This window comes from Galliscardovia ingluviei, assembly GCF_014635685.1.
In the GTDB taxonomy this organism is placed as follows: domain Bacteria; phylum Actinomycetota; class Actinomycetes; order Actinomycetales; family Bifidobacteriaceae; genus Galliscardovia; species Galliscardovia ingluviei.
This window is the reverse complement of record NZ_BMDH01000003.1, coordinates 65207-77654: the sequence shown is the minus strand read 5'-3', so window position 1 is coordinate 77654 and position 12448 is coordinate 65207. Positions and strand designations below refer to the sequence as shown.

Here is a 12448-nt window from a genome sequence, read left to right as displayed (position 1 = left end):
GAGCTAAGCAATGGCAGGAAATCAGGAGGAATAGCATGAAAATTGCAGTACTAGGAGCAGGCGCTTGGGGTACTACGGTCGGTCAAGTGATGGCAGATGCTGGCAATGACATTGTGATGTGGGGAATTGAGCCAGTCATTATTGATGATATTAACCATAACCATCGTAATACCAAACGTTTGCCAAGCGTAGAGCAACTACCTGCAAGCATGACAGCTACAACTGACCGAAAACAAGCAGTTACCGGTGCAGAAATTGTAGTTATTGCTATTGCAGCACAGGCAGCACGAGAAGCACTGGCTGCATTTCGAGAGCTTATTGAACCGCAAACTATTGTGGTATCGCTGATGAAAGGACTGGAACGCTCAACTGGCAAGCGCATGGACGAGGTGGTATGCGAGGCTCTGGGGTTGGATGCAGATCGATTCGTGGCGCTTTCTGGACCAAATTTAAGTAAAGAAGTCGCTGCTCGAGAACCATCAGCAACAGTGATTGCCTCAGCTAATCAAGAAGCGGCAATGAAAGTTGCTCAAGCATGTGTGACGCCTTATTTCCACCCATTTGTATCGCATGATGTGATCGGGCTAGAATACTGCGGCTCACTGAAAAATGTTGTAGCGCTCGCTGTTGGCATGGCGCGCGGTGCAGGTTTCGGTGAAAACACTGCTGCAATGTTGGAAACTCGTGGGCTTGCTGAACTTACTGCATTAGGCGAGGCAGCGGGGGCAGATCCTCGTACTTTTAGTGGTTTAGCTGGCGTTGGTGATTTAATTGCGACTTGTGGCTCGCCGTTAAGCCGTAATTACACCTTTGGTGCTAATTTAGGTCGCGGCATGAATGTTGCTCAAGCAACGCAAGCAAGTAATGGTGTGGCAGAGGGTGTGCCAACAACTGCTGCTGTCGTAGCATTGGGCAAGCGTTTGGGTGTAGAAACTCCGCTTGCTTGTGCTATGGCTAAGGTACTTGATGAAGGCATCTCTTGCGAGCAGATGCTTGCTGAGCTTTTTGCAACAGGCATAACCGTTGAATAATAGGTGAAGTAGTAAAACTATTGCAAAATTGGTATTGCAAGACGAGCTTTGTAGTATAAGTCTGGTAAGAGCTTTGCAATAGCTAGAATTGTGGTAATGACATACTGCAATAGCAAGGCTACTTGGATAACTTGGATAGTCGCGTAGCTCAAGTGGTGCTAGTGCGATTGGTACGGAAGGACAGCGAATGAGCCAGAAGGTTCGCGTTGCAGTGCTCTACGGTGGTAAAGCAGATGAGCACTCCATTTCTTGTGTTTCAGTTGGCAGTGTATTGCGTGCAATTGATACTGATCGATATGATGTTCTTCCAATTGGCATCACCAAAGATGGCGTGTGGATTGTTGATGGAGAAGATCCACGTGCATGGTCATTGAACTCTTCACCACTGCCGACAGTGCAGGAAACGGAACATTCTCGCCGCGTGGTGCTTGACCCTTCTGCAGGTGCTTTGGGATTCATGGCGCAAAATGCGGATGGTTCTGTAGATTCACTGGGCGCTGTTGATGTGGTATTCCCTGTATTACACGGACCTTATGGCGAAGATGGTACAGTGCAAGGTCTGCTGGAAATGATGAATGTGCCATATGTGGGTTGTGGTGTGCTCGCATCTGCAGCTTGTATGGATAAGCATTACACGAAAGTGCTACTGAGTGCGGCTGGTATTGCCGTTTCTCCAGGGTTTACGCTTGATGCTCGTAAGGCTGACACGGTTACTGGTACAGCGGTTGAAGCGCAGGTGGAGCAGGAGGGGCTTACCTGGCCACTATTTGTTAAGCCGTCTCGCGCTGGTTCAAGTTTTGGAGTGACTAAAGTAGAGTGGTCAGATGATCGAGGTGAGCGTCAAGCTCGTTTAGCTGCTGCTGTACAAGAGGCGGCTGAACATGATTGGCGTATTTTAGTAGAGCAGGGCATTGATGCCCGTGAAATTGAGTGTGCTGTATTACGCAGTACAGCAACAGGCGAAGCAAGAGTGAGTTGGCCGGGAGAAATTGTGTTGGATTCGCGTGCATCGAATGCGGATTCATTCTACGATTTTGATAGCAAATACATGGATGCTTCGGCTTCCCACGTAGAAGTGCCGGCAAATTTGCCAAAAGAGACTTTACAGCGCGTGCGTGAGGTTGCAGCTCGTGCGTTTGATGCAGTTGATGGTATGGGGTTGAGCCGTGTGGATACTTTTGTTACCCCTGACGGTGATGTGCTTGTCAACGAAATCAATACTATGCCTGGTTTTACTGCTATTTCCATGTATCCAAAAGCATGGGAGGCAAGCGGCCTGCCGTATAGTGATTTGATTGCTACTCTGATTGAGGGTGTGCGTCGCAAGTAGCAGTTGCAGTTTTGCTGTTACATTTTACTATTCCAGTTTTCTTTTGCGGTAGCACATCTGCATCTCCTTGTAGCGGCAGGTATGCTGACTGAGGTGTGCTACTGCGGGTATTACTGTGATCTAATTTTTTGTCAGCGGTCGGAAAAGTTTTCCAATAATAGCGCGCTTAAGGGGTAAAACTTGAGTGCAGCGGTCGGAAAAACAACGCGCCGAACGGCCTTAAAACGCGCGAAATTAAGCCAAAGTAAGCACACCATGTACTACAGTACTATCTAGAAATAGTCAGTAGCACAAGAGTACAGATACGTATGGCGCCACCTACTTGGCGAGTACGGGGTTACAGAGTGCCAAGTGTGATGTAGGGTGAAACTCATCTTACGGAGGAGTGAGCGTGCGACGCTGGTTCGTGGAATTTGTTAGGCACGAAACTGTACTAGTTGTAGCTACAGTTCTTGCTGTGTTTTCATGCATTTTGGTGCCGCCAGATGCGCAATATTTAGGCTATATTCATTGGAATACCATTAGCCAGCTTGCATGTTTGATGCTGGTAGTGTGTGGATTCCAGCGTATTGGCGTATTTCGTATTATTGGCGCTAAATTGCTTAGGCGTGTGCGCACGGCGCGAGGCTTAGTGCTTACCTTAGTTGCTTTGCCGTTTTTCTCCGGAATGCTGGTTACTAATGATGTTGCGCTGGTAACTTTTGTGCCGTTTGCTATTGCGGTGCTTATTATGGCGCATATGGAGGAGCATATTGTGCTCGTGGCGACCTTAATGACACTGGGTGCCAATTTGGGTGCCATGCTCACTCCTATCGGTAATGCGCATAATTTATATCTTAAGGCCGTCTCGGGGCTGTCTACTGGCAAGGTTATCGAGATTATGGCCCCGTATACAGGGCTTGCTGCGGTGCTGCTGATTGTGGTTATTTCCATAGTTTTTGGTTCTCAGCGCGTTTCTGAGTTTTCACAGTTGGATGCTACTGGTATTGAGCAAAGTGTGCTGGCTCCGAATGCGCAAGGACATCAGCCAGATGAGATCCGTATTACCGGCTATGGCGCTGGCTATGGCGGTTGGCGCACGTTGGCGTATGCGGCTCTGTTTGTGGTCTGTTTGCTTGGCGTGGGTGGCAAACTTCCATTATGGCTGATGGTGGTCATCGTTTTCGCTGCGTTTATGTTCTGCGACCGTCGTGCATTCACTCGGGTGGATTGGTTTTTGCCATTAACTTTCTGCATGTTCTTCGTGTTTATTGGCAATATGCGACGCGTGCCTGAGTTTGCGGGAATTGCGCAGTCGCTGGTTGGTCAATATCCGCTTGAGCTTGGTGTTGGTTTCTCGCAGGTGATTTCTAATGTGCCAACATCGCTGTTGCTTTCTGGCTTCTCTACTGATTGGGAACCGCTGATTATCGGTACCAATTTGGGTGGTTTGGGTACGTTGATTGCGTCTATGGCTTCGTTAATTTCTTATAAGACGGTAGTTGATAAGTATCCAGAGCATCGTGGTCGATATCTGCGCGTGTATACGATGTGGAATGTTATTTTCTTAGCTGCTTTGCTTGGTTTGGCATTAATAATCGAATAAGTATGATACTTTTTCAGGTCTAGCCTTAAAAACTTTGTAAAATATGATACTTTTTCAGGTCTAACCTTAAAAACTTTTCTATACTGGAATTACACTGAGTAGTTATCTAGTGAAAAGTTGGTGAGTGTGCATGGCTGGTTATATTGAGCGACCACTATATCTTGAAGCGATACGCCCTTTTATTGACATGCCGCTAGTGAAGATTTTAAGCGGCGTTCGTCGCTGTGGAAAATCAACAGTATTACAGATGATTCGAGATGAATTACTTAAGCGAGGTATAGCTGCTGACCACATTATTAGCAAGCAGTATACACAAATGGACATGCCTGCACATATGTCTGCAAAGCAAATGTATGACGATATCACCGAGCAAATGTCAGGTCAAAGTCGCTATTACTTATTGCTTGATGAGATTCAGGAAATAGATGGTTGGGAACGAGCAATTAACAGCTTGCTTGAAGGAACAGATGTTGATATTTATGTAACCGGTTCTAATTCCAAACTGATGTCAAGTGAAATTTCGACATATCTCACTGGGCGTTATATTACTATTCCGGTATACCCGCTTTCTTATAAAGAATATCTTCGTTTTAAGGAACCGAGCGATAAATCTCGAAGAGCGTTACTTGATGAATATATCCGCTTTGGTGGGTTTCCTATTGTGGCATTGAGCCAGCTTGAAGCACAGCAGGCATATCAAGTTATTAATGGAATTTACTATACCGTGGTTTCTAGGGATATAGTAAACAGGCATCGTATTAATAAGCAAGACTTATTTGATCGAGTAGTAAAGTACATTATCGATAATATCGGGAAGACATTTTCTGCAAATTCTATCGCCAAATTCCTTAAAAGTGAGCATAGGAGTATTTCGGTAGAAAGTATTTATAACTATTTACGTTGGCTTGAGCAGGCGTTTATTATTTATCCGTGCGAACGCTACGACATTAATGGTAAGAATATTCTTAAAACGCAGGAAAAGTTTTATTTATCAGATGTTGCTCTTAAATACGCATTGCTTGGATTTAATAGAACAATGCTTGATGGGGTATTAGAAAATCTCGTATTCTTAGAGTTAAAAAGACGTGGATTTCAAGTCTTTGTCGGTAAGGACGGCAGTAAAGAAATTGATTTTGTTGCCACACGGCGTGATGAAAAAATCTATGTGCAAGTCTGTGTGCAAATTCCTACTGGGTCAGCGAGAGAAGTGGGAAATCTTAAAAATATACGGGACAATTATCCAAAATATGTGGTTACACTCAATGACCTCGATATAGGGATTGAAGATGGTATTAAGATCGTTCACGCAGAAGACTTTTTATTAAGTGAAACCTGGTAATTGAATAGTTTATGCTAGGTGCAAGAGCATGTGGCACAAACAAAACTGCCTCCTGTACTTTATACAGCACGGGAGGCTAATTTACATACTTTTACATACTGTGCATGGGGTATTGCTACGCCCAACGGTCGGAAAGCACGAATGAGTTGCGCATAAGATTGCTGACCGTGTAGAGCACGCTATCAAGAAGCTTGGCAGTGCGCTGCTGCAAGTACTGCGCCATCTGTTCGTTGGCTGCTTCGAGCGCTTGACGTAACTGCTCTTGCTGCAGTTCCTGTGTGGCAGGCTCTTGGGCAAAGCGCTGCTCAAGATTGGCATCGGTAGTTGCTACATGGCGGTAGCCAAAACTGTGCACTTCTTCAATATACTGTTCAATAGCATTGCTGGTTTCATTAAAATGACTATCAGCAAGTGCTGCAATAATGCGGTTTGTCCAATACAGTGAGTCTGTTGAAGCAGTTGGCGTAGTGTCACGCAAATATGCAGGAGTGTCTGTGACATTTGCATACAGCGGTGCTACTGCGGTAAAAGGACCTGAACCGAATGAAGCCCAGTACACGGTGGCAAACGCTGCTGGCTTATCGCCGCGCTGCTCGATAGCAACCATATGCCCAGTGCGATTGATACCAATCGTACGGTAGCGGTGGCGTGACTCTGGTGTGCCAAGATTGCCATAAGGATCATATGGCGTGCCTTCAAAATGCGAGCTTAATACGCAATCCACATCTTCGATACCAATTTTGCGCTCAGGAACTGCACACCAAGGAATATCATCAGAAGTAGGCGTGTAGATGGCTTGCTCACTATCCCAATCGAGGCTTGGGTTGAAATAGCGCTGCATATACCAAGCACGTGGCGTATTATAAATATGATCTTTGTGTGTAGCTGTGCCAAAGGCGTGGCGCGGGTTAAATATGCCATGATTGCCAATTCGGACAATATCATTTGATACGGCGCTTGCTTGGTATCCCACAGTTGGTGTGGCTGCTGGCATTGTCATATCAAGATTATTGGTCAGCATAAATTCTGGTAAATCAGCGCTGCACATATACTCGTGGCGCTCACCAAAGGCATCGTTAAGATCAAATCTGTCGATACCAAGTTGGTTTGGAATTGTGGCGTATGCATTGTCTGGCACGCGACGCGCAATCCAATGATGACCGCCAATGGTTTCTACATACCAGATATTGTCTGGATCGCTGAAAATCACGCCATTAGCTTCGTATGTGCCGTATTGTTCAAGAAGCTGCCCAAACCGCAGTACCCCTTCACGTGCTGTGCGCACATATGGCAATACGAGGGTAATAATATCTTCTTCGCCAATGCCGCCAAGAGTTTCAGGCTGATAGGAGGTGTCGCCCGGAGTACCGTGCGCTGGCACATACTCAACCATGGGGTCGGCTGCAAGCACGCGTTCATTAACTGCGATAGTTTCTGTAGCGCTCATGGCTACGTTGTATTCGTTGGCGCCAGCCTCAGCAAGTACGCCACGATTTGGCAGTACATTAGGAAAAATACTGTAGTTGCAAGGGTTGTCAGGCAATTCAATTGCAACATGAGATAGTACACTGGTGTAGTGGCGTGGCTGATCCTCTGGTTTTACTGCAATAAATCGCTTTGGATCGTAGCGGCCTGATCCAGAATCATCATTGCGGGCAATAATTGTTGAACCGTTATAGCTTGCTAGCTTTCCAACCAATAATGTAGTACAAGACATGAGCACTACTGTAGGACGATAGGTCGCTTAGAGCAAGTGTGTGCTGCGCTACAGTGAAGCGTTTACTCATCTTCTACGTAGGTGAGAATATCACCTGGCTGGCAGTGAAGTGCCTTGCAAAGGGCGTCAAGTGTGCTCAGACGGATTGCTTTGGCGCGGCCGTTTTTCAAAATAGACAAGTTTGCTGGAGTAATGCCAATCTGCTCGGCAAGTTCACCTACTCCCACATGCTGTTTAACCATTTCGACATCTAATTGCACTTGAATAGCCATTAGATTACTGCCTCCAATTCAGTTCGATCAGCTGTGGCACTGTCTAAAAGTTGACGCATGACTAGCATAATGAGTACAAAAGTGATACCAAAAATTACAATTGCTGCCAAAATGCAGTTAGTAAACACTGTGCCAACGTGGGCAATCAATGTAATGTGAGCGAGTAAGAGTGCCAAGAGTATGGTATCTGCGCCTGCACAGTAGATAATAAGAGTTACCCAGTATCGTGATGGTTGTGTAAATACGGTGTTTCGTTTAACGAGAGAGAGTAATTTCCAGATAGCGAATAATCCTAGTTCAAAACCGCCAATAATAGCGCCACACCATAGGGTGTATGGCAGCTGCAAATATGCTTTAGTTGGGTCTTGGGCAGCTTGTTGTGCTGCGAGAGTAGGTAGTAGTACAAATTGTGTAATAACGGCTCCGAGGAATAGTAATACAATCATTACTTGTGCAGCGAGCACATGAATATGGGGTAGTGCTGCTGAGTGTGATGCTTGTTGAGGCGTTGGTTTAGTGTTCATACTCTCATTGTATTGATATGCAATACAAATATATCGAAAAACGATATGAATAGATTGTGAAAGAATATATATGAATGGTTTTGCATATCGAAAAACGATATATTCTGCAATTATGAAAACGTACAACAATCATGAAATACACGCACATCTTGATAATCATGAAGAACATGAAATGCAGTACGATACGGCAAATACTGGATCGAGTGAACAAGCCCGGCTTGGCAGTCTGAAACAAGCTAGTGATGCGAAGCAGCCTATTGACCTGAAGCAGTCTAGTGATGTGGGACAAGCTAGCAATGTGAAACAACCGATACTCACGCGAGTACACAGTGCTATAGCATTAGCAAGTGCGCTCGCCATTGCTATCATTGCTGACCGAGCAGCCTATGCTATGGCGCATGCTACTTCCACGTATGATTCGGTAAATAGCAGTTTGACAGCATCTATGCCAGTATTTACACCATTTGTATGGTTTGGTGTGTTTTGGCTGGCGGCTTTTGCTGTGGTTACCGTGCAGTTTCTGCGCGTATGCTGGCATCGCTCACGAGCTGTTCGTGCAGGATACTGTGTTTTTGCAATACTCGGGTTAGCCTTGAGTGCTGCTGTAATAGTAGAAAACTATCTTGCTCCAAATAATACCGAGGATGGAAGTGCTATTCATACAGTACTTTCGGCAATCATAGTGTTGCCTGCGCTCGCCGTGTTCCTGACGCAAATTCCAACTGAATTAGTGCATGCCGAGCAGCCAAAAAATAGTGTATTACGCTGGTTACGTGGTTGTGTGATTGAGCCTTTCGCTAACTGGGGAGTGTGCGCGCGCTCAATTGCTGCGTGGTTTCATCAAGGAACCCATGTCTCGCTAGGTGTAAGTGCTGGTGATGTGAATGCTGCTAGTGCGTCTGTTGATAGTGGACATGCTGGTGATGTGAACACTGCTGGCGTGAATGCTGATAGCACTCATGCTGCAGCCCAATCTGCTGCTCTCGAGCGCCCGACAACTGCGCGTGGTAGGGGGCACGAGATTCTGGTCGGTCTCCTCATGCTGATCCCAGTTTGTATAGTGGCTGTCCCATTATTGATGCAATCCGATGAAATATTTAATGCGCTTGTGCAACGGGCTGTTTTTTCTTTTGATATTACTGCGTTCCTAGGGCATACCATATTTGTTATTTGCTTTGGATGGCTGCTTTTTTCACTATTTGCTGGAGTTTGGTTGCGCATAGAACAAGGCGTGGCTTCTGCAATGCAATCTGAACAGAGAGCTACAAAAGATGCAGGTTTTACGCGAGATACGGACCTTACGCAAGATACTGGCTTTGCTCAGAACGCCTCTATTACTCCTACTTCCACGAGTATTGTGCTGCTTGGTATTCTTGCCTTGTACGCTGTATTTTGCGCCATTCAAGTTCGTTATTTGGTGTTTGGGCTATTGACCGAAGGCACCATACAGCTACCAGCTGGGCTGACGTATGCACAGTATGCGCGCAGTGGTTTTTTCCAGCTTATAGTTGTTGTGCTACTTAATCTTGCTATTTTTGGTTTGGCAATACGATATTGCAAAGCCTCGCGCGTAGTGCACGGATTATTAGTCGGTTTGCTTGGTTTGAGCATGCTTATGGCAGGTAGTGCAGCGCTAAAACTGGGTATTTATATTGATGCGTATGGTCTGACTTGGTTACGGTCGGTTTCGGTAACTTTTATTCCTGTTGTTGCAATCATTATTGTGCTTGCTGGCATTCGTTTACGTGTGAACAAACTGCCGTTAATTGCAGTGAGCATGGTGCTGGTGTTGATATGGTGGATAGTGCTGGGGATTGTGAATCCGTCGAATATTATTATGTGGTTTAACACTGCGTTTGGGTATGATCAGCCGTACATGTAATAGTGCTTTGCGCTTTTAGATTGGTATAGAACCTGTTAGAAGTATTTAGAACTATATAGAAGCGCACAGAGGATGGGCGGCTATGGAAAGGGAAAGTGCCGCCCTGCAAAACTCATGTTGCGATGCGGCACTATCGATTGGTTTGGTGAGCTTATCTTATTGCCAAGGCTCATCAACATTAAAATAGGCGAGATCTCCGTTCTCATTGCTGGCAACAATGACCGGATACTGCGTTTGTTTGCTGAGATATGAGTCGTCGCCGTTCCATGGTGCCCATGTTTGGATATCGCGTGAAAAATCTGCAATATTGTATCCAGCAGGATAAATGGTTATTTCTGAATAGTCTTTTAATTGACTGTCTGTAGTTTCAGTTTCGACGCCATCGATATCTCGAACTTCACCAGCAGTGCCATGGAGTTTATAGGTGATGGACATGGTGATGGTACCGTCATCATTCTTCTTGGCTTTGCTGAGTCTGCCAGAATAATTTGCCACGTATTGCTGTCCGTTAGGATATTTATCAGGATCAGAAGCGCCACCCATGTTGGTGTCATGGTAATCGCCTTCATAGCTGCCATCCTGGTTAATGGTAAGTACATCAGCCCATGCCCCTGCTCCAGAGGAAAGCATATACTCTCCGGCAATCTCCTTTAAGGTATCGCGCGTGAGCTTATCCGCATGCTGCAATGGATCGATTTGCTTGGCACCCTTCACCTTGGCGTCCTGTAACATATCCCAATCAGGATCACTTTGTTCCACCAAGTAATACACTGTTTTATCGCTAATTGCCGGTTTCATTGGTACTACGCGTGAGTTGCGATAACTAGAGCTAAAGAATGGCATAAACGAATCATGAGTTTCCCATTCATCAGCAGAGTATGAGGTTTCATCGTAGAGACTACTATCACGTATCACAATGAATGGTCGAGACGTGTCTACTTTCTTATCGCTAGATACTGATTTCTCTGCATCCTTATCAAAATATTCGCTCTTTTGCCATGCTGTAATATCTGTGCCAACTGGCGCATAAGCTAAATAGTCTTGCATAACATAGTTCATCGATTCCTTGGGCTTATCGAAATTGGATTTAGACCATTCGTCTGGGGTGTATATTGTTCCTTGAGAGCATACAACCATAGAACCTTCATCGACATACTCATCACCACACTGCAATGCATTTTCGAAAGTAAAGATTTCGAATGCTCCCCAACCTTTATTAAAGAGCATTTTATCGTAATAGCTTTCTCCGCTTGGAGTCTTCGAATCGAGCGGTATGTAGTTTTGCGCGTACGGGAAAACATTCATAACGTTTTCACTATCGTTTAATGTTATTCCCGTCCAAGAGCCACCGAATTTCATTTTTTGCTTGCTTAGTGTCACACAGTCTTTATTTGCATCCGAAATTGTTGATTTGCAATACAGACCAGTCACGGCATCTGTATGGAGACTAGGAGCAGTACCGTAATCATTGCTTTCCGTGATAAGATCCATCGTCTTGCTGGCATCGGCTCCAATATACAGAGTTATACTATCGCCTTCATCTAGGGGAGAGCCAGGAGCAGGGTTGGTTGCAGCAACCTTATCCACATACTGTTTTGAACTGAACTTATACTCGGTCTTAACTGTATAACCCATATCTTCAAGCATCGTTTGGGCGTCATCTGGATTCATCCCTTGAATATCAACAGGAATGCCGTCTTGGTCGCTGGCAACACCTACCATAATGCCGCGCTCGGTATCAGCCTCAGCAAGTGGCATGCCATCTGCTGGGCTAGTGAGCACTACGCTACCGACAGGATGCTGCTTTTTGTCATGCACTGCGACCTGCTTATAATGCACAGGAACCCCCATATTTTGCAGTGTAGTCACAATCTGATCTGCAGGCTTGCCGACGGTGCCTTGAGGAACTCCAGGACCTGCTGATTCTTGAACAGTGATATGTTGGCTCAGCGATTGTCTGCTATCTGCATCTGCTCCTTGATATCCCACGAATGTTCCCGGTGTATTGCCGCTGAACACTCGCTCGATTTTCACAGTAAACCCTTTGGTTTTAAGGTGTTTAGCAACATCCTTTGCCTTGAGTTTTTTGGCATCTTTAACCTGTAATTCTTGGGCTAACGCTTGTTGGTTGGGCAGTGTTTTACCGCCCCAAAGTTCCATTTTCCATGTGACAAATGTTGCGACAAGAGCAATAACGATAAGTGCTGCAATAATGCTCAGCACAATAGTGAACGTGTGCTTTTTGCGCGGTGTAGTATTGTGGGTTTGCTGAGCCGATGCAGGTGTTTCAGGTGGTAATGCTGTCGGTGGCACTGATGATGGTGATGTTACAGGTGAATTGGTAGTGTCACCATTTGGGTGTTGTGCGTCTGATGGTGTTGTGTTGGACTGAGTGCTTGGTATCGGTTGTGTTGTTGGTACTGGTTGCGATGTCGGTTGTTGTGGAGCTGGCTGTGTAGCCGGTACTGGTTGTTGCGCTGCCAACGATTCAGTTTGCTGATCATATATGAGTTTGTTGCCGCACTGCTGGCAAAATACATCATCATCGGTGTTCTTAAATCCACATTGATCACAAAACATAGTTCTCTCACCTTCCCCCTTGAATTGCTCTATATAAGTACCCAGTATATAGGAAATATGTTGTGTGCATGGGTAAATACTGAGCTTTGAACACGTATGGCGAGTTTTTGGTATAAAAATGTGCTCTGCAACCAAAGGTACAGAGCACATAATTCGCGAAGCAGTGCCATATTTATATACAGCGTTTA

At 45.5% G+C, this 12448-nt stretch carries 9 protein-coding genes; 5 read left to right on the top strand and 4 right to left on the bottom strand.

Annotation, left to right across the window (positions count from 1 at the left end; translation table 11 throughout):
• Positions 1–35 precede the first annotated feature (35 nt).
• From IEU85_RS06385 to IEU85_RS06370, 4 genes are all read left to right on the top strand, one after another.
• Entirely contained in the window at positions 36–1031 is a 996-nt protein-coding gene (locus IEU85_RS06385) for an NAD(P)H-dependent glycerol-3-phosphate dehydrogenase (protein ID WP_188355426.1), read from the top strand.
• A 187-nt stretch (positions 1032–1218) separates the two neighbouring features.
• Positions 1219–2361, top strand: a complete 1143-nt coding sequence (locus IEU85_RS06380; RefSeq protein WP_188355425.1) for a D-alanine--D-alanine ligase family protein — start codon at positions 1219–1221, stop codon at positions 2359–2361.
• Positions 2362–2752: 391 nt separating this feature from the next.
• Positions 2753–3946 (top strand): SLC13 family permease, encoded by a 1194-nt coding sequence (locus IEU85_RS06375; protein WP_188355424.1) that lies wholly within the window; start codon positions 2753–2755, stop codon positions 3944–3946.
• Positions 3947–4076: 130 nt separating this feature from the next.
• Positions 4077–5285: an ATP-binding protein gene (locus IEU85_RS06370; RefSeq protein ID WP_188355423.1), complete on the top strand. Its 1209-nt coding sequence runs from the start codon at positions 4077–4079 to the stop codon at positions 5283–5285.
• 115 nt (positions 5286–5400) lie between these two features.
• Here the strand turns inward: IEU85_RS06370 and IEU85_RS06365 are convergent, their stop codons facing one another.
• The 3 genes from IEU85_RS06365 to IEU85_RS06355 all read right to left on the bottom strand — a co-directional run bounded on the left by IEU85_RS06365 (position 5401) and on the right by IEU85_RS06355 (position 7798).
• The gene (locus tag IEU85_RS06365; protein ID WP_188355422.1) at positions 5401–7002 is read right to left on the bottom strand and encodes a C69 family dipeptidase; all 1602 of its coding nucleotides are present in this window, start codon (positions 7000–7002) and stop codon (positions 5401–5403) included.
• 62 nt (positions 7003–7064) lie between these two features.
• Entirely contained in the window at positions 7065–7274 is a 210-nt protein-coding gene (locus IEU85_RS06360; RefSeq protein ID WP_188355421.1) for a helix-turn-helix domain-containing protein, read from the bottom strand.
• Positions 7274–7798, bottom strand: a complete 525-nt coding sequence (locus tag IEU85_RS06355) for a DUF2975 domain-containing protein (protein WP_188355420.1) — start codon at positions 7796–7798, stop codon at positions 7274–7276. Before IEU85_RS06355 ends, IEU85_RS06360 begins: the two co-directional genes overlap by 1 nt.
• Positions 7799–7910: 112 nt before the next feature.
• Between IEU85_RS06355 and IEU85_RS06350 the strand changes: the two genes are divergently transcribed.
• Positions 7911–9680: a DUF4153 domain-containing protein gene (locus IEU85_RS06350; protein WP_188355419.1), complete on the top strand. Its 1770-nt coding sequence runs from the start codon at positions 7911–7913 to the stop codon at positions 9678–9680.
• A 156-nt stretch (positions 9681–9836) separates the two neighbouring features.
• Here the strand turns inward: IEU85_RS06350 and IEU85_RS06345 are convergent, their stop codons facing one another.
• Complete coding sequence (locus IEU85_RS06345) at positions 9837–12260, bottom strand: PASTA domain-containing protein (RefSeq protein ID WP_188355418.1); 2424 nt, start codon at positions 12258–12260, stop codon at positions 9837–9839.
• Positions 12261–12448 lie beyond the last annotated feature (188 nt).